This is a genomic window from Methylobacterium amylolyticum, assembly GCF_030700245.1.
Classification (GTDB): domain Bacteria; phylum Pseudomonadota; class Alphaproteobacteria; order Rhizobiales; family Beijerinckiaceae; genus Methylobacterium.
Genome location: NZ_JAUYZI010000004.1, coordinates 140,429 through 158,744, shown reverse-complemented (window position 1 = coordinate 158,744; position 18,316 = coordinate 140,429). Strand labels below are relative to the sequence as shown.

20 protein-coding genes and 1 tRNA gene are annotated in these 18,316 nt (G+C 72.1%); 4 read left to right on the top strand and 17 right to left on the bottom strand.

Annotation, left to right across the window (positions count from 1 at the left end; translation table 11 throughout):
• Positions 1-11: 11 nt before the first annotated feature.
• The 15 genes from Q8W71_RS05045 to Q8W71_RS04975 form a co-directional block, all read right to left on the bottom strand.
• Complete coding sequence (locus Q8W71_RS05045) at positions 12-866, bottom strand: ABC transporter substrate-binding protein (RefSeq protein ID WP_305524239.1); 855 nt, start codon at positions 864-866, stop codon at positions 12-14.
• 271 nt (positions 867-1,137) lie between these two features.
• Positions 1,138-1,476, bottom strand: coding sequence for an MmcQ/YjbR family DNA-binding protein (locus Q8W71_RS05040; RefSeq protein ID WP_305524238.1), 339 nt, complete (start codon positions 1,474-1,476; stop codon positions 1,138-1,140).
• A 35-nt stretch (positions 1,477-1,511) separates the two neighbouring features.
• Entirely contained in the window at positions 1,512-2,048 is a 537-nt protein-coding gene (locus Q8W71_RS05035) for a glyoxalase superfamily protein (protein WP_305524237.1), read from the bottom strand.
• 310 nt (positions 2,049-2,358) lie between these two features.
• A complete protein-coding gene (locus Q8W71_RS05030) occupies positions 2,359-2,787 on the bottom strand; it encodes a hypothetical protein (protein WP_305524236.1) in 429 nt (142 codons plus the stop codon).
• 44 nt (positions 2,788-2,831) lie between these two features.
• A complete protein-coding gene (locus tag Q8W71_RS05025; protein ID WP_305524235.1) occupies positions 2,832-3,362 on the bottom strand; it encodes a DinB family protein in 531 nt (176 codons plus the stop codon).
• A gap of 327 nt (positions 3,363-3,689) precedes the next feature.
• Positions 3,690-3,781 (bottom strand) — tRNA-Ser (locus tag Q8W71_RS05020).
• A gap of 12 nt (positions 3,782-3,793) precedes the next feature.
• A complete protein-coding gene (locus Q8W71_RS05015) occupies positions 3,794-4,594 on the bottom strand; it encodes a glycosyltransferase family 2 protein (protein ID WP_305524234.1) in 801 nt (266 codons plus the stop codon).
• Positions 4,595-4,693: 99 nt separating this feature from the next.
• A complete protein-coding gene (gene lysA, locus Q8W71_RS05010; protein ID WP_305524233.1) occupies positions 4,694-5,962 on the bottom strand; it encodes a diaminopimelate decarboxylase in 1,269 nt (422 codons plus the stop codon).
• An 81-nt stretch (positions 5,963-6,043) separates the two neighbouring features.
• A complete protein-coding gene (lptM, locus tag Q8W71_RS05005; protein WP_305524232.1) occupies positions 6,044-6,409 on the bottom strand; it encodes an LPS translocon maturation chaperone LptM in 366 nt (121 codons plus the stop codon).
• 180 nt (positions 6,410-6,589) lie between these two features.
• Positions 6,590-6,892 (bottom strand): 3',5'-cyclic-nucleotide phosphodiesterase, encoded by a 303-nt coding sequence (locus Q8W71_RS05000; protein ID WP_305524231.1) that lies wholly within the window; start codon positions 6,890-6,892, stop codon positions 6,590-6,592.
• 115 nt (positions 6,893-7,007) lie between these two features.
• Positions 7,008-7,700 carry a hypothetical protein gene (locus Q8W71_RS04995; RefSeq protein WP_305524230.1) on the bottom strand — a complete coding sequence of 231 codons (693 nt, stop codon included), beginning with the start codon at positions 7,698-7,700 and terminating at the stop codon, positions 7,008-7,010.
• 155 nt (positions 7,701-7,855) lie between these two features.
• Complete coding sequence (gene rhmD / locus Q8W71_RS04990; protein ID WP_305524229.1) at positions 7,856-9,043, bottom strand: L-rhamnonate dehydratase; 1,188 nt, start codon at positions 9,041-9,043, stop codon at positions 7,856-7,858.
• 77 nt (positions 9,044-9,120) lie between these two features.
• Positions 9,121-10,431, bottom strand: a complete 1,311-nt coding sequence (locus tag Q8W71_RS04985; RefSeq protein ID WP_305524228.1) for an MFS transporter — start codon at positions 10,429-10,431, stop codon at positions 9,121-9,123.
• Between the two features lie 524 nt (positions 10,432-10,955).
• Positions 10,956-11,708: an SDR family NAD(P)-dependent oxidoreductase gene (locus tag Q8W71_RS04980; RefSeq protein WP_305524227.1), complete on the bottom strand. Its 753-nt coding sequence runs from the start codon at positions 11,706-11,708 to the stop codon at positions 10,956-10,958.
• 112 nt (positions 11,709-11,820) lie between these two features.
• Complete coding sequence (locus tag Q8W71_RS04975; RefSeq protein WP_305524226.1) at positions 11,821-12,663, bottom strand: fumarylacetoacetate hydrolase family protein; 843 nt, start codon at positions 12,661-12,663, stop codon at positions 11,821-11,823.
• 166 nt (positions 12,664-12,829) lie between these two features.
• On the opposite strand from Q8W71_RS04975, the gene Q8W71_RS04970 reads away from it, so the two are divergent.
• From Q8W71_RS04970 to Q8W71_RS04955, 4 genes are all read left to right on the top strand, one after another.
• Positions 12,830-13,777: a LysR substrate-binding domain-containing protein gene (locus Q8W71_RS04970; protein WP_305524225.1), complete on the top strand. Its 948-nt coding sequence runs from the start codon at positions 12,830-12,832 to the stop codon at positions 13,775-13,777.
• Between the two features lie 192 nt (positions 13,778-13,969).
• A complete protein-coding gene (locus tag Q8W71_RS04965) occupies positions 13,970-15,079 on the top strand; it encodes a methionine ABC transporter ATP-binding protein (protein WP_305524224.1) in 1,110 nt (369 codons plus the stop codon).
• Positions 15,069-15,734 carry a methionine ABC transporter permease gene (locus Q8W71_RS04960; RefSeq protein ID WP_305524223.1) on the top strand — a complete coding sequence of 222 codons (666 nt, stop codon included), beginning with the start codon at positions 15,069-15,071 and terminating at the stop codon, positions 15,732-15,734. The genes Q8W71_RS04965 and Q8W71_RS04960 overlap by 11 nt, the downstream gene beginning before the upstream one ends.
• A 47-nt stretch (positions 15,735-15,781) precedes the next feature.
• Entirely contained in the window at positions 15,782-16,582 is an 801-nt protein-coding gene (locus Q8W71_RS04955) for a MetQ/NlpA family ABC transporter substrate-binding protein (protein ID WP_370875339.1), read from the top strand.
• Here Q8W71_RS04955 and phnN read toward each other — a convergent pair.
• Positions 16,539-17,123, bottom strand: coding sequence for a phosphonate metabolism protein/1,5-bisphosphokinase (PRPP-forming) PhnN (phnN, locus tag Q8W71_RS04950; protein ID WP_305524271.1), 585 nt, complete (start codon positions 17,121-17,123; stop codon positions 16,539-16,541). The two genes, Q8W71_RS04955 and phnN, sit on opposite strands and share 44 nt — an antisense overlap.
• 44 nt (positions 17,124-17,167) lie before the next feature.
• On the bottom strand, positions 17,168-18,310 hold the full coding sequence (locus tag Q8W71_RS04945; protein ID WP_305524222.1) for an alpha-D-ribose 1-methylphosphonate 5-triphosphate diphosphatase: 1,143 nt from the start codon (positions 18,308-18,310) through the stop codon (positions 17,168-17,170).
• Positions 18,311-18,316 lie beyond the last annotated feature (6 nt).

Sequence of the window (18,316 nt, the reverse complement as noted above, 5' to 3'; positions counted from 1 at the left end):
CGCCCGGTCGATTACTGCGGAAGTTGGGAAGGATTGGAATAGAGGGCCGGCTTGGAGACGGCGGAGGACCGCAGGTTGTACTTATCGAGGATCGTCGCGTAGGTGCCGTCGGCGATCAGGCTGCTCAAGGCCGCCTCGAGCATCTCTGCCGTCGCCTTATCCCCCTTCACCACCGCTGCGCCGAGCGGTGCGGGATACAGGCTGCGACCGGCGACGACCATGCGCCCCTTGCTCGTCGCTTCGTAATATCCCGCAGAGGTCGAGTCATCGAGGCGCGCCTCCACGCGACCGGACAGAACCGCCTGGATGACATCCTTCTGCTCGGGATAGATCGCCTTCCTCATGGCCGGCAGGCCGGCCTTCTCACAGTCGGCCACGATGCGGTCGGCAACGAAATCGGCTGCCGTGCCGCTCTGCACGGCGACGGAGGCACCACAGAGTCCATTCTGTGTGGCAAACCGCTCCTTGTTTGCCGGCAAGGTGGAGACCACCGTTCCTGCTTCGAGGAACGAGACGAAGTCGACCTGAGCAAGTCGCTCCGCAGTGACCGAGAACGTAGCCCAAGCGATCTTGACGCGCCCGGAGGCAAGGGCCGGGATCTGAGACGCGAACGGGATGGTGACGATCTTGAGCTTCACGCCCAGGCGGTCTGCGACGGCTTTCGCAAGTTCGATGTCGAGGCCGGCAGGCTTACCCTGTTCATCGACGAACTCGAACGGTGCGTATGCGAGCGAACTGGCGATCGCGAGCTGGCCGCTATCCTTCACATCCTGCGCGATCGGGATCTCCGCCGCATAGGCCGTCGTCATCAATGCCGACCCTGCGACGAGTCCCAGCATCCTGCGCTGCATGCTGAGAATGGACATCGAAACCCTCCCTCCGAATTTTATCCGGGGATCATTGGACGCCGATGCACCATCCATCAAATCGATATTTTGCATTAAGAAAATTATTTTCACGCATGCTGGTGGCAGTTGCAGATCGTGACGTCGTGGTTTTTGGTGGAGCGGGTGCGGCCTGACCTCTGGGGCGGCGGCAGCGTCCGTCTTCATATGGAACTGCACAATCGGTGGATTGCACGGCCGAGGCGCCCGACGACCGGGAGGTCTCATGCTCCCGGCCGACAGAGGGGGCGGATCAGCGGCGGGTTCGGGTCCTCGACTTCGGGGCGGCAAGCCGATGCGCCGCCGTCAGGGCCGACATCAGGGTCGCCTCGTCGACGGCCGCCAAGTCGCACCGCGTCGCGCCCATCCGGCCCCAGCCGCCCGGGACGGGGCTGAACGCCTCGGGAACCTGCTCGCAGAAGAAGTCGCGATGGTCCGGGTCGAACATCAGGTTGAGGTCGCGGCCGGCCTCGTCCAGCGTCGCGAAGGTCTTGCGCGGCGTGTGGAAGGCCGTCCTGTGGACGTGGGGGCCGGCGGTGACGGCCTCCAACGTCGCGATGAGCGCCTTCACGCGTTCGACGTCGACGCCCATCGCGACCGTCCCTCTCTCAGCCGGCAGTGGCTCCGTCATCCAGCCCGGCGCTCGCAGAACCGCAATCGGTTGCCGAACGGGTCCGCCACCTCCAGCACGTCGCCCCAGGGCGCCCGCTCGATGCCGGGCCGGGCGTAGCCGTACCGCTTGTCCGTCAGTTCCCGGTGGAAGGCGTGGATGCCCGTCATCGGCACGAACACCGTCGAGCCGGGACTGGCGTCGCCGTGATGCTCGGAGAGGTGCAGCCTCAAGCCGGCGCGGGCGACCTCCATGTAGAGCGGCAGGCCCGGCTCGAACCGGTGCTCGAACCCGGACGTGAAGCCGAGGAAGCCGCCATAGAACTCACGCGCCTTGGCCTCGTCGAAGATGCGCAGGATCGGCACCGTCTCCAGGAAACGGGGTTCGTCCTCCCCGATGCGGTCCAGGGCGGCGCAGGCCGTGTTCCAGTCGTCGTGGCCGAGACCGGCTGCGACGAGTTCGAGGGCGGTCGCGTGCGGGACGGCGAGGTCGCGCGCGGCCAAAGCGGCGCGCAGCCGCTTGGCCATGGCCTTGGCCTGGTCGACGGTCGTCATGGTGCTCTCCCCAAGTCGGCGTCGGCTCGTCGGTGCCCGCATTGCCGACCCGGCGCCGGTCAGGGACGCGGTGAGGGTGGTCGTCCGCGATGCTTTCACCATCCCGTTCCCGGGGCGAGCGGCAGGCAGCATCGGCCTCGCGGCAGGCTACCCCGGCGGCGGTCCGGACGCCAAGGCGTCCTCTCACGCCCTGCCGCCCACGCCTCCCCGTGCCTGCGGTGATCTGCTCGGACATGCTCGCGCCGCTATGAACCGGCCGACCGGCCAACCCTCGTCCGACGGGTTGCACCTCGCTGGCTGCTCGCCGAGGCTACGCCGCGGACGCCGACCTTCGCGGCGTCCGGGTCCAACCGCCCCCGGTCGCGCACGGCGAGCCACCCGTACACGCCGCCGCCGACGGCCCCGGCGCATGTAGCCTGGACCGGCCGGTCGACCATGCCGGCGAACAGCCCCCAAGGGCGAGGCCGACGGCGGCGCCGCAGGCTACGTGGAGGGCCGGGTGGCGCGAGCCGGCCCGCACCGACACGGCCAAGCACAGCAGGAAGGCCGGCAGTGCGAAGGCCGTCGCGAGCAGCATGGCCATGACGAGCGTAATGGCCACGGAGATCCAGTCGAGGGCGAGCGCGGATTCGGCAGACACCGGGACGGGAGGCTCGGCCATCCGCTGGACCGCGTCGGTCAGCATGTAGACGGCCAGCGCTGCCGCCACGGACGCGAGGTAGCTGCCGAGCACGCGCACGACGGGATCTCCGGGCGGATCGGTGCCGGCAGACGTCTGGACGGTCACTGCGCGGAGGCCGTGGCGCGGCGCGCCAACTCGCGTTGCATGAGCAGCAGGTCGAGCGAGGGCGGCTCGGCCACGCCCAGCCGTGTCAGAATGGCGTGCGCCTGCCCGCGGTGGTGGGTCTGGTGGTTGAAGAGATGCGCCAGCGCCTCCGAGCGCGGCTGGCGCTGCGGCACGCCGCTCGTCGTCGCGTAGTCGACGTGCGCCGTCAGCGCATCGGGCGAGAGGCCGGCGACGTAGGTTTCGAGGCGCGCATCTTCCGCCACCCGTGCCTGCCGCAGCGCGTCGAGCCGCTCGAACAGGATGACGTCCAGCCTGTCGGGAGCGTCGCCCTCGCCGGTCAGGCGCCGCAGCCAGAGCCGGTCGGTGACGAGCAGGTGGTTCAGCGTACCGTGCAGGCTGCCGAAGAACGCGCCCGCCGCCTGTCGGTAGGCGTCATCCGGTAAGGACGCCGCCGCGGCATAGAGACGTTCGTTTGCCCAGGCGTTGTAGGCGGCCATGGTGCGCATATGGTCGGCGAGGCTGGTCATCGGCGTGCCCACGTCCCCAATAAGCAAGGCCGACTCTACACCTGGGACTGGGACGCCCCTTTCACAACTTACGGAGGACCAGACCGACCCAAGGCACAAGGCTCTGCCTTCCCGGGACGCCGCGAACCGCATCTCCGGCCGGGCCGTCGGCGACCCCGCGACTCACGGCGTCGAATGAACTCGGGGCCCCTTTGGCGGGACGGTCTCCGGGATCCGGGCCAGGGACTGGCCACAGGCATCGGTTCCGGAGTGGAATCGGGGTCGAACGCGATTGTTGCGCAGCCGAAACCCTGGCAAAATCAAAGATATACAAGGGTCTCGGGTAGATGGCGGAGACGGAGGGATTCGAACCCTCGATACCCGTTTCGGGGTATGCTCATTTAGCAAACGAGTGCCTTCAGCCGCTCGGCCACGTCTCCGGCTCCCCGGCTCTAGAAGGTCGCATCGGGCCGGTCAACCCGATCGCGGCGGGCGGCGGTGCGCCGGCGCTCGTAGTGTTTGGCGATCCGCAGGTGGCGGGAGATGGCGTAGTTCATCGCCGTGAGGAAGCCGTAGGTGCCGCGGGCGAAGTGGCGGCGGCCGAGATAGGCCTTCAGGAAGTTGCCCGGCAGCTCAACGAAGATCCGCCACGTCGGGATCACGACGCCGCGCGCCTCCAGGTCGTCCGCCTGCTGGTCCGAGTACCGGTTGAGCTTGTCGAGCTGGTCGCCGAGCGAGCGCACCGAGAAGTGGTGGATTTTTCCGCGCAACCGGCCGGGTTCGACGCCGGGTTCCAGCTCGACCCGGTCGTGGACGGGCGACGCCGAGTAGCGGCCCCGGTCCCGCCGGTAGAGCCGCACGGGGGTGAGCCGGTAGGCGAGCGGGTGCGGGCGGTCCTCGCCCGGAAAGATCTCGGCGATGCCGATGCGCCAGGCCGGTCGCTCCGGCTCGCCGCGGGCGAACAGGGCCCGGATCTCGGCGGAGAGCGCCGCCGGCACCACCTCGTCGGCGTCGAGGTTGAGGAGCCAGGTGTGCCGGCACTGCGCCTCGGCGAAGCGCTTCTGCGGGCCGTAGCCCGGCCAGTCGTTGTGGATCACCCGGGCGCCGAGCTCCGCCGCGAGCGCCTGCGTGCCGTCGGTCGAGCCGGAATCGACCACCACCAGGTCGTCGGTCAGGTCGCGCACCGCGCGGATCGTCGCGCCGATGCGGTCCGCCTCGTTGCGGGCGATGATGAAGACGGAGAGCGGCGGCACTTCTTTGGGACTTGAGACGGCGCCAATCCCCTAACGACGGCGTCCCACGGGGACAAGCGGGGGCCGATGCGGGGCGCCGCGGCCGGCCTCCAGAAAGAGTCAGGCGAGCCAGTCGGGGACGCGGTCGAGGGCGACGAGCGCCTCGACCGGCTGGCGCGGGCGCACGACCGCGGCGTCCGCGCCGCGCACCAGCACCTCGGGCACGAGGGGACGGGTGTTGTAGGTGCCGGCCTGGACGGCGCCGTAGGCGCCCGCGCTCATCACCGCGATCAGGTCGCCGGCGGCGACCTCCGGCATCTCGCGGTTGAGGGCGAGGTAGTCGCCGCTCTCGCAGACCGGGCCGACCACGTCGACGACGCGGCGGGGTGCGTCCGCGGCCGGCTCCGCCACCGGGCGCAGGGCGTGGTAGGCCTCGTAGAGGGTCGGGCGGATCAGGTCGTTCATCGCCGCGTCGACGATGACGAAGGTCCGGCCCTCGCTCCGCTTCACGTAGAGCACCCGGGTGACGAGGATGCCGGCGTTGCCGCTGATCATCCGGCCGATCTCGAAGACCGGGCGCAGGCCGAGCGGCGCGAAGTGCGGGCGCAGCGTCGCCGCGAGCGCCGCCGGGTCGGGGGGCGGGGCGTTGTCGTCGCGGTAGGGGATGCCGAGGCCGCCGCCGAAATCGATGTGCCGCAGCGGGTGGCCCGCCGCCATCAGGTCGCGGGCGAGCCCGGCCAGCAGGCGCGCGGCGTCGGCGAAGGGGGCGAGGTCGGTGATCTGGCTGCCGATATGCATGTCGACGCCGTGGACCGCGATGCCCGGCAGGCGCGCCGCCTCGGCGTAGACGGCGGGGGCGCGGGTGATCGGGATGCCGAACTTGTTCTCGTACTTGCCGGTGGAGATCTTGGCGTGGGTGCCGGCATCCACGTCCGGGTTCACCCGGACCGAGACCGGCGCGCGCAGGCCGAGGGCGGCGGCGGTCTGGGACAGCAGCGCCAGTTCCGGCTCGCTCTCGACGTTGAAGCAGGAGATGCCGGCGTGCAGCGCCGCCTCCATCTCCGCCCGGGTCTTGCCGACGCCGGAGAACACGATCTTCTGCGGATCCACCCCGGCCGCCAGCGCCCGGTGCAGTTCGCCGCCCGAGACGATGTCCATGCCCGCGCCCTGACGGGCGAGCGTGCGCAGCACGGCCTGGTTCGAGTTCGCCTTCATCGCGAAGCAGACCAGCGCGTCGTCCCCGGCGAAGGCCTCGGCGAACACCCGGTAGTGCCGCTCCAGGGTGGCGCTCGCGTAGCAGTAGAAGGGCGTGCCGACCTCCGCGGCCAGCGCCGTCAGGTCGACGTCCTCCGCGTGCAGGCGGCCGTCGCGGTAGTGGAAGTGGTGCATCTCGGCCGTGTCCCTCCAGAACGGCCCCCGCCGCGGCGGGTCCGCCGGCCGGTCGCGCGGGGCCGGCGCGGCGTCGCCCGTCTACAGCAGCGGGTCGAGAATGAAAGGATCCCGGGGGATCCGGTAGCCGCGCTTGGCGCCGCGGCTGGTCTGGATCGGCGCCTCGGTGCCGGCAGGCGGCACGGCGGAGAGGGACAGCTCGTCGCCCGCCCGGACCGCGGTCGGGTCCGGCTCCGGCCGGCCACCGCCGAGGCCGACGCTGTCGGGCAGGGTCCGGGCGCCCTGGACCACGCCCGGAACCGCGCCCGGGGCCGCCTGGGCCCCGGCCGCCGGGCCGAGTGCCGCGGCCTGCGGCGGCTCCAGGGCGCCCCGGCGCCCGCAGGCCGAGACCGCGAGGGCCGCGAGGGCGGACGCGGCGAGGAGCGTCAGGGCGGGTCGGGGCAACATCGCGCGCGGGTCCGGCGGGTCTGGTCGCCGGCGGTGGTCCCCCGGCGGGCGGCTCACCTTAGCCGTTGCCGCGGCCCGCGGCGAGCGCAGGGCCGCAACAGAGGGCCGCAACAGGGGCCCGTGCGCGGGAGCGGGCGGAGGCGTGGGCGGAGGCGCGGGGGCGATCCCGGGTCGGCTGCGTCAGCCGCGGCGGTCGCGGGCGCCCTGGGCGCCCTGCTTGTCCTTGTTGTCCTTGTTGTACTCCTGCTCCGCCTGATACGCGTTGATCGCGCGACGGCAGTTCTCGCTGAGCTGCTTCCAGTTCTTCTGCATGCACGCATCCGTCGCGGGCGCGTCCGGATCGAGATTGCCGCAGTAGTTCAGGTAATCGCCGGTGCAGTACTTCTTCAGCGTGTCGTTGCCCCGCTTGGATTGCTGGGCGGTCGCCGGGACCGCCAGCGCGAGTCCGGCCAACGCGGCGAGAAGGGCGTGCGTGAGGCGCATAGGGCTTCGTTCCATCGATCGGAAGGGACTGACGTGTGCGATGATGCGTTTGCGTGGTCGAAACAAGGCGCGGACCCCGAATTTCCGGCCGGCAATCCCGGCCCTCGACACCCGGTCAGACCCGTTCGGGCTCCGCCGCGGCGAGCGTGGCCGCCCTGGGCAAACGTTCGCGCCCGGTCAGGGCATCCGCGACCTCGGCGATGCGGCGGCGCAGGTCGGCATTGTCCCGCTCCACGCCCGCGTCGCGGCCCGCCAGCGCCGCGGCCAGCGCGTCCTCGGCGGCCCGGAGGCTCGCGCGCAGGTCGTCGCGCTCGGTCGCGAGGGCCGGGTCCGTGCCCGGCATCCCGGCCACCGTGCCGTCCTCTCCGCGCGCGGCGAGCAGGCTGTCGAGGAGGTCGGCATGCGCCTCCTCCAGCGCCCGCAGGGTGGCGAGGCTCGCGGTGCCGTCCTCCAGCGCGGCGGCCAGTTCCGCCTCCAGCGCCTCGCGCCGCTCCTCGACCCGCGCGATGCGGGCGTCGCGGGCGGCGACGTCGCGGGTCAGGGCCGCGGCCCGCATCGTCCCGGCGCCGATCGCCGCCATGTCGGCGTGGCGCTTGGCCCGCACCTCCTCCACCGTGCGCTCCAGGCGGCGCTGCTGGACGGCGAACTGGGCCCGCAGGAAGTCGCGCTCGGCGGCGATCTCGCCCGGGGAGAGCGGCAGCACCGCCTCGGCCCGGCGGCGGGCGAGCCGCGCGGCGCGCCTGTTCACCGCCGGCAGCACGAGGAGGCCGCACAGGCTCGCCGCCAGGAAGCCCAGCGCGAAGATCATCGCCGTTTCGATCACGAGGGGACAGCCCGCGCCACCGGCCGGACAGGCCGGCCCACCCCCTTCTAACCCAGGTCCGGCCCGGGACAAAAACCCAGATCCGGCCCCGGACGAAAACATCCGTTGCCGGCGCGCCGCGCGCGGCGCGCCGGGTGCGGTCACGCCGCCTGGTAGGGCCGGTGGAGCTTGACCTCGGGGTTGAGGCGCACGCCGAAGCCGGGCTTGTCGAGGGCGGACGCCTTCATGCGGCCGTTCACCGGCACCGGCTCGTCGAGTAGCAGGGGGTGGAAGGCCGGGCGCACCGCGTCGGCGTGCGGCGCGGTCATGATGATCTCGGTGAACGGGCTGTTATGCCGGGTGATCACGAAGTGGTAGCTGTAGACGCCGGACCCGTGCGGCACCATCAGCGCGCCGTGGGCGTCGGCGAGCGCCGAGATCTTGATCAGCTCGGTGATGCCGCCGCACCAGTTCACGTCCGGCTGGATGATATCGCAGCAGCCCATCTCCAGGAGCATGCGGAAGCCCCAGCGCGTCGCCTCGTGCTCGCCGGTGGTCACCAGCATGCCCTTGGGCACGTTGCGCCGCAGGGCCGCGTAGCCCCAGTAATCGTCCGGCGAGAGGCACTCCTCCAGCCATTTCAGGCCGTAGGCCTGGGCTCCCTGCGCGAGCTTGGTCGCGTAGTTGAGGTCGAGGCTCATCCAGCAATCGTACATCAGCCAGAAGTCGTCGCCGACCCGGTTGCGCATGTCCTCCAGGGCGGTGAGGTTCTTCCTCAGACCCTCCTCGCCCTCGGCGGGCCCGTGCTTGAGCGGCAGCTTGCCGCCGATGAAGCCCATCTCCTTCGCCAGATCCGGCCGGGCGCCGGTGGCGTAGAAGGACAGCTCGTCGCGGACCGGACCCCCGAGCAGGGCGTGGACCGGCTCGTCGCGGATCTTGCCGAGCAGGTCCCACAGGGCGATGTCGACGCCCGAGATGACGTTCACCACGACGCCCTTGCGGCCGTAGAACTGGGTGGCGAAGTACATCTGGTCCCAGATCTTCTCGATCTCGGTGACCGGCCGCCCGACGAGGAAGCGCGCGAGGTGGCGCTCCACGATGAAGGCGCCGATCTCGCCCGCGGTAGTGATCCCCAGCCCGACCGTCCCGTCGCTCGCCTCGACCTCGATCACCAGCGTGCCGAGCACGTTGATGCCGAAGGACTGGCGGCTCTGGCGGTACTCCGGGTAGCGCGCCATCGGGGTCGCGATGTGGTCGTCGATCCAGTGGTAGCCCTCCTGGTCGTGGTAGTCGGCGCCCCCGCCGCGCACCGTGTAGGCGCGGACCGCCTTGATCGTCGGCATGGCCATGATTGTCTCCCTCTCGTTTCGGGCTCTCGTTTCGGGCCCCGCGACGGGGCGTCGGATCCGGTGCGGCGCGCGCCGGCTCAGGCGTGCTCGACGGCGACGCCCGGACGGGCGGACGTGCGCCCGATGGCGAGGATGAGCAGCGCCCCGCACAGGGTGGTGGCGGCGAGCCCGTAGAGGCCCGCGGCCGTGGAGGCGAAGGCGCTCTCCGCCCAGGTCTTCACGTTGGGCGCCACGAAGCCGCCGAGCGCCCCGACCGAGTTGATCAGCGCGATCCCGCCCGCGGCCGCGACGCCGCCGAGATAGTCGGTCGGGAAGGTCCAGAAGATCGGCTGGACCGCGATGAAGCCCGCCGCCGCGCAGCACAGGGCCAGCAGCGACAGCACCGGCGAGGTGGTGGCGACCGAGGCGGCGATGCCGATCCCGGCGACCGCCAGGATGGCGGCCGCGTGGCCGCGCCGGTGGCCGGAGGCGGCGGCGATCCGGGGCAGCCAGTAGGCGGCGGCGAGCGCGCAGACCCACGGGATCGCCGACACGAAGCCGACCTCCAGGCCGACCTTCTTGCCGAGCAGGCTCGCCACCTGGGTCGGCAGGTAGAAGACCACGCCGTAGACGCTCATCTGGATCAGGAAGTAGATCAGCGCGAAGTGCAGCACCCGGCCGTTGCGCAGGGCCGAGAGCAGGTGCGCGGGGCCGTGGGCCTCCTTGTGCTGCTCCTCGGCGCGGATCGCGCGGACCAGCACGCTCTTCTCGTCCGCGGTGAGCCAGCGCGCGTCGGCGGGCCCGTTGTCGAGGTAGTAATAGGCCCAGACGCCCACGATCGCGGCGAGCAGGCCCTCGACCAGGAACATCCACTGCCAGCCGTGCAGGCCCGCCACGCCCTGGAAGTCGAGCAGCAGGCCCGAGAGCGGGCTGCCGAAGATGAAGGCCAGCGGCGCGCCGAAGTAGAACAGGCCCATCGCCCGGCCGCGATCGGCCGAGGGGAACCAGTAGGTCAGGTAGAGGATCACGCCGGGGAAGAACCCGGCCTCGGCCACGCCGAGCAGGAAGCGCAGGACGTAGAAGGCCAGCTCGGTGTGGGCGAACATCATCGCGGCGGAGATGAGCCCCCACGAGACCATGATGCGGGCCATCCAGAGCCTCGCGCCCACCCGGTGCATGATCAGGTTCGAGGGCACCTCCAGCAGCGCGTAGCCGAGGAAGAAGATCGAGGCGCCGAGCGCGTAGGCCGCGTCCGACAGGCCGGTATCGGCCTGGAACGCCTTCTTGGCGAAGCCGACGTTCGCCCGATCGAGGAAGGCGAGGACGTACATCAGCAGCAGGAACGGCAGCAGCCGTCGGGTCACCTTCGCGACCGTCGCCGCGAGTTCGGCGGGTTGAGGATTCGGCATGGCGCTCTCCCTGATGATATGATTTTCGGCGGAACGCCCGGTCGTCGGCGCGCACGCCGTCATCGCGAGCCGAAGGCGAAGCGACCCAGGGCAGCGCGCGTTCGCCAGCGGTGGCGCTGCCGGGTTGCTGCGCTCGCAAGGACGGACGGAAGCGAACGCGAGCGCTTCAGCCGGAAACCGTGCGCGACATCGCCTTCGGCCGTCCGGGACGGCGGCTCACGCGGTACACGACGCGGCGAGCCGAAGGGGTGTCTCCGACCCTGATCCTCATCCTGAGGTGCCCGCGAGAGCGGGCCTCGAAGGAGCCCTCCAGGAATCGCGTGGCTGGCTGGAGGGCTCCTTCGAGGCCCCTTGCCAGGGCAAGGGGCACCTCAGGATGAGGGGGGTTGGTGGGATCGGCCGACGCAAACTCCGAACTGTCGTGTACCGTTGGTGGCCCGACATGCTCTGTTCTCGTCGATTGCGAGGTTACGCTCGCCCGGTGCGTGCGCGCCGCAGCGGCGGCCGGCCCCCGGCGGTGCGCCTCAGTAGACGGCGCGGCCGCCCGACAGGTCGAAGACCGCGCCGGTCGAGAAGGCGCACTCCTCGGAGCACAGCCACACGATCATCGCGGCGGCCTCGTCGACTTCGAGGAAGCGGCCCATCGGGATCTTCGACAGCATGAAGTCGATGTGCTCCTGCTTCATCTGGTCGAAGATCTCGGTGCGCGCGGCGGCGGGGGTGACGCAGTTCACCAGGATGCCGGACTGGGCCAGCTCCTTGGCGAGCGACTTGGTCAGCCCGATCACGCCGGCCTTCGAGGCCGAGTAGTGCGAGGCGTTGGGGTTGCCCTCCTTGCCGGCGATCGAGGCGATGTTGACGATGCGCCCCCAGCCGGTCTCCAGCATGCGCGGCACCACCGCCTTGGAGGTCAGGAACGGGCCGACGAGGTTCACGTCGACCACCCGCCGCCAGACCGCCGTGTCGAGTTCCCAGAGCTTGCCGTTGCCGCCGGTGATGCCGGCGTTGTTCACGAGGATGTCGATCTTGCCGTGCGCCTCGACCGCCGCCCGGGTCGCCGCCTCCACCGAGGCCTCGTCGGTCAGCTCGACGGTGGCGGTGGTGACGCGGCCCGCCCGGCCCAGAGCCGCGGCCGCCTCGGCGAGGCGCCCGGCGTCGATGTCCCACAGGCAGACCTCGGCGCCCGAGGCCAGCAGCCGCGCGGCGGTGGCGTAGCCGATGCCGCGCGCGCCTCCGGTGACGACGGCGACGCGGCCGCGCAGAGCGATGGTGGTCATGATCGATCCCCTAAAGCGCTCTCCGCCGAGGTGGACGCCGGCTCGGCGCGAGAGAGCGCGTCAAAACAAAGGCTTAGAGCCGAGCACGATCGCAACGCGATCGGGAACGGCTCTAGCCCTGGACGGTGGTCTGGCGCTGCTCGCCGAGCCCGTCGATGCCGAGCCGCATGGTCTGGCCGGCCTTCAGGTAGACCGGCGGCTTCTGGCCCAGCCCGACGCCCGGCGGCGTGCCGGTGGAGATCACGTCCCCCGGCTGGAGGCTCATGAACCGGCTGATGTAGCTGACCAAGTGGGCGACGCCGAACACCATCGTGCGGGTCGAGCCCTGCTGGAAGCGGCGGCCGTCCACCTCCAGCCACATCGACAGGTCCTGCGGGTCGGGCACGGTGTCGGCGGTGACGAGCCAGGGGCCGATCGGCCCGAACGTGTCGCAGCCCTTGCCCTTGTCCCACTGGCCGCCGCGCTCGATCTGGAAGGCGCGCTCGGACACGTCGTTGATCACGCAGTAGCCCGCCACGTGGGAGAGGGCGTCGGCCTCCGCCACGTACTTCGCCGGCTTGCCGATCACCACGCCGAGCTCGACCTCCCAGTCGGTCTTCTCGGAGTCGCGGGGGATCTCCACGGCGTCGTAGGGCCCGCAGATGGCGCTGGTCGCCTTCATGAACAGCACCGGCTCGGTGGGCACGGGCAGGCCGCTCTCGGCGGCGTGGTCGGAGTAGTTGAGGCCGACGCACACGAACTTGCCGACCGCGCCGACGCACGCGCCGATGCGGGGCGAGCCCTCGACCAGCGGCAGGGTCGCCGGGTCGGCGGCGCGGATGCGCGCGAGGCTGTCGGGCAGGAGGGCGGCGCCCGCGATGTCGGGCACGAGGCCGGACAGGTCGCGCAGCCGATCCTCGGCGTCGAGCAGCGCGGGCCGCTCCCGGCCGACCTCGCCGTAGCGCACGAGTCTCATCGCATCCTCCCGTTCGCGGCCGCTGCCGCGACTCGTCCCCGAGTCGGCGCGCCGATCTGTTCCCGGACGCTAGTCGAGGACGCGATAACGGGATAATCGAATTTTTCGTTCGATCCATTCCATTCCGTTATGGCAGTTCGGTCATGGCCGCGGACCCGTCGGTGCGATGAGCGAGCTGGATCCGGCGACGCTGATGGGGCGCGTGAAGTTCCGGCAGCTCCGGCTCGTGGACGCGCTCGCCCGCGTCGGCACCCTCGGGCGGGCCGCCGCCGCGCTGAACGTGACCCAACCCGCCGCGACCAAGACCCTGCAGGATCTGGAGGCGCTGCTCGGCGTGCGCCTGTTCGAGCGCACCCCGCGGGCGATGGTGCCGACCGAGATCGGCGCGCACGTGGCGGACTACGCCCGGCGGGTCCTCGCGGACGGGGAGCGCTTCGCCGACGGGCTCATCAGCCTGAAGCGGGGCGGCTACGGCGCGCTGGCGCTCGGCGCGATCATGGCCACCGCCTCCGACCTGCTCCCCCGGGCGGTCGCCGCACTCAAGCAGCAGCGCCCGCTGATGACGATCCGGCTGCTCGCGGCCACCTCGGACGTGCTCGCCGCGGCCCTCGCCCGGGGCGAGATCGAGCTGTTCCTCGGGCGGATCCCGGCCCCGGGCGACCGGGCGGCCTTCGCGTTCGAGCCGCTCGCGGGCGAGGAGCTGTGGGTGTTCGCGGACGCGTCCCATCCCCTGGCCGGGCGGAGCCGGATCGATCCGGCCGAGCTCGGCGGCCTGCCGTGGGTGCTGCAACCGGCCTCGAGCCCGATGCGGCGGCGGATCGCGACCGCCTTCGCCTCCGCCGGGCTGGCGATCCCCGACAACCGGGTGGAGACGACCTCGATCTTCGCGACCCTCAACCTCGTGCGCCGCGCCGGCATGGTCTCCATGCTGCCCAGCACGATCATCGCCCACGAGGTGGCCCGCGGCGACTTCGTCCGGCTGCCCGCGCAAATCGCGGTCGAGGTCGGCGATTTCGGGGTGGTCACGCGGCCGGACAGGCCGCTCTCGGCGAACGCGCACGCGTTCATAGCGGTCGTGCGCGCGCTCGTCCGGGACGGGCCGCCGCGTTCGTGAGCGCTCACGCGCGCGCTCATGGGCGGGAAGGACGTTCTCGAACCGGCCCGGGCGGCGAGACCGTCCGTCTCCACGGATCGCGAATTATGTAGGGCGCTTTCATTGACCGTCACCGCCGGGAGAAGCGATACAACCCGGACATGCAGCGAGATCCCGGGGCCGTCCTGCCGCGTCCGGGGCCAGGAGCAGGACGTGCCAGCCCGACCGAGTCCGCACGACGGCGACGACGCGCCGCTGATCCGCATCGAGGGCGTCTCGAAGACCTACCCCGCCCGGGCCGGCGCCGCCCCCGTCGCCGCCCTGTCCGGCATCGACCTCGCGGTCCCGAAGGGCGAGATCCTCGGGGTGATCGGGCGCTCGGGTGCCGGCAAGTCCACGCTGATCCGCCTGATCAACGGCCTGGAGCGGCCGAGCGCGGGCCGGGTCGTGGTCGGCGGGGCGGAGGTCTCGGCGCTGGCCGAGCGGGACCTGCGCGCCGTGCGGGCCCGCGTCGGCATGATCTTCCAGCACTTCAACCTGCTCTCCTCGCGCACCGCCGCCGACAACGTCGCCCTGCCGCTGGAGATCGCCGGCTGGAAGCGGGACGCCATCCGCACCCGCGTCGCGGACCTGCTCGCCCTCGTCGGGCTGGAGGATCAGGCGCGCCGCTACCCGGCCGAGCTCTCGGGCGGGCAGAAGCAGCGGGTCGGCATCGCCCGGGCGCTCGCCACCGGGCCGGACGTGCTCCTGTCCGACGAGGCGACCTCGGCGCTCGACCCAGAGACCACCCGCGCGATCCTCGCCCTCCTGAAGCGGATCAACCGCGACCTCGGCCTGACCATCGTGCTCATCACCCACGAGATGTCGGTGATCCGGGCGGTGGCCGACGCGGTGGCGGTGATCGAGGGCGGCGCGATCGTCGAGCGCGGCAGCGTGTTCGAGGTCTTCACCCGGCCGCGGGCCGAGATCACCCGCAGCCTGCTGGCCGGCGAGACCGGGCACGGCCTGCCGCCGGGCCTCGCGGCGCGGATCGGGCCGGAGCCGCTGCCCGGCGCCGCGCCGGTGCTGCGCCTCGTCTTCCGCGGGGCCGGCGCCGACACCGCGGTGATCGCGCGGCTCGCCCGCGAGACCGGGATCGAGGCGGCGATCCTTGCCGGATCGGTCGACGAGATCGGCGGCCAGCCCTTCGGCGCGCTGGCGGTCGCCCTGTCCGCGGGGCCCGACGTCGCCGCCCGGGCGCGCGCCTTCCTCGTCGGCCACGGCGTCGAGACCGAGAGCCTCGGCTACCTGGCCCCCAACCGGGAGGAAGCCCGTGTCGCCTGACCTCGTCGGCCTCCTCGTCCAGGCCACCGCCGACACGCTGACCATGGTGGCGATCGCCGCCGGGCTCGGCACTCTGTTCGGCCTGCCGCTCGGGGTGTTCCTCGCCACCAGCCGGCGGGGGGAACTGCTCGCCGTGCCGCCGCTCAACGCGGCGCTGGGCTTCCTCGTCAACGCCACCCGCTCGACGCCGTTCATCATCCTCGTGGTGGCGATCATCCCGTTCACGCGGCTGGTGGCCGGCACCTCGATCGGCACCATGGCCGCCACCGTGCCGCTGACCGTGGCGTCGACCCCCTTCATCGCCCGGCTGGTGGAGGCGGCGATCCGCGAGGTCGATCACGGCCTCGTCGAGGCGGCCCGCGCCTTCGGGGCGAGCCCGGCGCAGATCGTGCTGAAGGTGCTGATCCCGGAGGCGCTGCCGGGCATCCTGCTCGGGCTGACGCTGGCCGTCGTGTCGCTGCTCGGCTTCTCCGCCATGGTCGGCGCGGTGGGCGGCGGCGGCCTCGGCGATCTCGGCATCCGCTACGGCTACCAGCGCTTCCGGCCCGACATGATGCTCGCCGTCGTCGTCGTGCTGATCGTGCTGGTACAGGCGGTGCAGACGCTGGGCGAGACCCTGGCCCGCCGCCTCAACCGGCGCATCCGCCGCACCTGATCCCACCCGCCCCTCGGCCAACCCCTCCAACAGAACGGATCCCCGCCATGCTGCGCGCCCTGGCGCTCGCCGCCCTGCTCGCTCTCCCCGTCCAGATGCTGCCGGCGCAGATGTCCGCCCAGGCGCAGGCGCCCAAACGCGTGCGCATCGGCGCGACGCCGGGGCCGCACGCGCAGATCCTCGAAGCCGTGAAGCCGGTGGCCGCCAAGAACGGACTCGACCTCCAGATCATCGAGTTCTCGGACTACGTCGTGCCGAACGAGGCGCTGTCGGCGGGCGAGATCGAGGCGAATTCGTTCCAGAACCAGCCCTTCCTCGACAACCAGAAGGCCGATCGCGGCTACAAGCTCGTCAGCGTCGCGCAGACCGTGAACTTCCCGCTCGGCATCTACTCGAAGCGCCACAAGAGCTTCGATGCGGTCCCGAACGGCGGCACGATCGCCATCCAGAACGACCCGACCAACGGCGGGCGCTCGCTGCTGCTCTTGCAGGACAAGGGCGTGATCAAGCTGCGGCCCGGCACCGGCTTCAAGCCGACGCCCGCCGACATCGTCGAGAACCCGCGCAAGCTCCGGTTCATCGAGGTCGACGCGGCGCAGACGCCCCGGGCGCTGGACGACGTCGACGCGGCGGCGATCAACACCAACTACGCGACCCCGGCCGGCCTCAAGCCCTCGGACGCGCTGCTGCGGGAGGACCCGAAAGGGCCCTACGTGAACATCCTCGCCGTGCGCGAGGCCGACCGCGACCAGCCCTGGGTCAAGGCGCTGGTCGAGAGCTACCGCACCCCCGAGACCAAGGCGTTCATCGAGAAGACGTTCGGGGGCACGGTGCTGCCGAGCTGGTAGGCGCCTGCCGCAGGAACGCGACGAGCCGCGCGCCCGCGGCCGCGGGCGCGCCCTCGTTGACGAGGGTGAGGTCGGCCCCGGTCGGCGCCGCCCGCGGCGCCTCGCGGGCGAGGCGGGCGCCCAGGTCGCCGTCCTCCGCCCGGCCCCGGGCGGCGAGGCGGGCGGCCAGGATCTCGGGCGCCGCGGTCACGTTCACGACGCGCACCCCGGGGAGCGCCCGGCGCGCCTCCGCCACCACCCGGCGGGAGACGTTGCAGACCACGCACCGCCCCTCTCGCACCGCCGCCAGGGTCTCGGCGGGGATCGCGTAGCCGAGGCCGTGCGCCCGCCAGGACAGGGCGAAGGCGCCCGCCTCCGCACCGCGCGCGAAATCCTCCTCCGCGATCTCGGCGTTGTCCTCGTGGGCCGAGGGCGGCCGGGTGACGAGGCGGCGCGGGAAGACGAAGCGCGGGTCGCCCGCCAGCGCGTCGCGGGCCAGCCGGATCAGGGTGTCCTTGCCCGCCCCGCTCGGGCCGACCACGAGGACGAAGCCGCCCGTCATCACCGCACCCGTCGTCAGCTCGGCCGTTCCCGCGCGGCCCGCCATCACGCCACCCGCACGCCCGCGCGCCAGACCGCGCGCACCACGGGCACGCCCCGGGCCACCCGCACACGGACGAGGTCGGCGCGCAGGCCCGGCGCGAGCCGGCCGCGGTCGTCGAGGCCGGTGGCGCGGGCGGGGTTGGCGGTCACGGTGGCGATGGCGGCCGGGAGATCGATGCCCGGCACCCGCTCGGGCAACTGGAACGCCGCCATCAGCAGGCTCGCCGGCACGTAGTCGGAGGACAGGATGCTGAGGAGCCCGGCATCGGCGAGATCCTGCGCCGCGACGTTGCCGGAATGCGAGCCGCCGCGGATCAGGTTCGGCGCCCCCATCATCACGGTGATCCCGGCCGCGTGCGAGGCCTGCGCCGCCTCGCGGGTGGTCGGGAACTCGGCGAGCGCCACCCCCTCCGCGCGCGACAGGGCGACGTCGTCCGGCGTCGTGTCGTCGTGGCTCGCGAGCGGGATGCCGTGCGCGCGGGCCAGGGCCACGAGCGCCGGCCGGCTGACGGCGGTGAGCGCCTGCCCCCGCTCGATCTTCAGGGCGGTGCCGGCCTGGATCGCCTCCAGCGAGCGCCCGCCGCGGCCGGCATACTGGTAGTACTTGGCGATGTCGCGGAACTGGCGCTGCCCCGGCGTGTGGTCCATCAGCGAGATCAGGCCGACGGGGTAGCGGGCGACGAAGTCCGCCACCGTGTCGACCACGTCGGTCGAGGGCAGCTCGCAGCGCAGGTGCGTGCGGTGCTCGACCCGGAACAGGCCCTCCGCCCGCGCCTGCCCGATCGCCTCGGCCAGCGCCTCCAGCTCCGGCCCGAGGCCGCTCCCGTCCGGGTCGCTGCCGGCGCGCAGCGAATCGAACACCGTGGTGATGCCCGACGCCGCGATCTGCGCGTCGTAGGCGAGCACCGCCCCGAGCGGGTGCCAGCGCACCCCCGGCCGCGGGGCGTAGTGGCTCTCCAGGTGGTCGGTGTGCAGCTCGACGAGTCCGGGGATCAGGTAGTCGCCGTCGCAGTCGAGGCCGCGCTCCGGCGCCCGCCCCGTCCCGGTCTGCGCGATGCGCCCGTCCGCGACCGCGAGCCAGCCGGCCTCGACCCGGTCCGGCAGGACGAGCCGGGCGTTCTCGACGATCTCGATCCGGCCGTTCATCGCGCC

Coding starts and splice junctions, on each gene's coding strand:
- Q8W71_RS04975 (WP_305524226.1), bottom strand. CDS start 12,663: ATGAGACTCGTGCGCTACGGCGAGGTCGGCCGGGAGCGGCCCGCGCTG.
- Q8W71_RS05035 (WP_305524237.1), bottom strand. CDS start 2,048: ATGACGACCGTCGACCAGGCCAAGGCCATGGCCAAGCGGCTGCGCGCC.
- Q8W71_RS04995 (WP_305524230.1), bottom strand. CDS start 7,700: ATGATCTTCGCGCTGGGCTTCCTGGCGGCGAGCCTGTGCGGCCTCCTC.
- lptM (WP_305524232.1), bottom strand. CDS start 6,409: ATGTTGCCCCGACCCGCCCTGACGCTCCTCGCCGCGTCCGCCCTCGCG.
- Q8W71_RS04985 (WP_305524228.1), bottom strand. CDS start 10,431: ATGCCGAATCCTCAACCCGCCGAACTCGCGGCGACGGTCGCGAAGGTG.
- Q8W71_RS05000 (WP_305524231.1), bottom strand. CDS start 6,892: ATGCGCCTCACGCACGCCCTTCTCGCCGCGTTGGCCGGACTCGCGCTG.
- Q8W71_RS04980 (WP_305524227.1), bottom strand. CDS start 11,708: ATGACCACCATCGCTCTGCGCGGCCGCGTCGCCGTCGTCACCGGAGGC.
- Q8W71_RS04970 (WP_305524225.1), top strand. CDS start 12,830: ATGAGCGAGCTGGATCCGGCGACGCTGATGGGGCGCGTGAAGTTCCGG.
- Q8W71_RS05040 (WP_305524238.1), bottom strand. CDS start 1,476: ATGGGCGTCGACGTCGAACGCGTGAAGGCGCTCATCGCGACGTTGGAG.
- phnN (WP_305524271.1), bottom strand. CDS start 17,123: ATGACGGGCGGCTTCGTCCTCGTGGTCGGCCCGAGCGGGGCGGGCAAG.
- Q8W71_RS05045 (WP_305524239.1), bottom strand. CDS start 866: ATGTCCATTCTCAGCATGCAGCGCAGGATGCTGGGACTCGTCGCAGGG.
- rhmD (WP_305524229.1), bottom strand. CDS start 9,043: ATGGCCATGCCGACGATCAAGGCGGTCCGCGCCTACACGGTGCGCGGC.
- Q8W71_RS05025 (WP_305524235.1), bottom strand. CDS start 3,362: ATGACCAGCCTCGCCGACCATATGCGCACCATGGCCGCCTACAACGCC.
- Q8W71_RS04945 (WP_305524222.1), bottom strand. CDS start 18,310: ATGAACGGCCGGATCGAGATCGTCGAGAACGCCCGGCTCGTCCTGCCG.
- lysA (WP_305524233.1), bottom strand. CDS start 5,962: ATGCACCACTTCCACTACCGCGACGGCCGCCTGCACGCGGAGGACGTC.
- Q8W71_RS04955 (WP_370875339.1), top strand. CDS start 15,782: ATGCTGCGCGCCCTGGCGCTCGCCGCCCTGCTCGCTCTCCCCGTCCAG.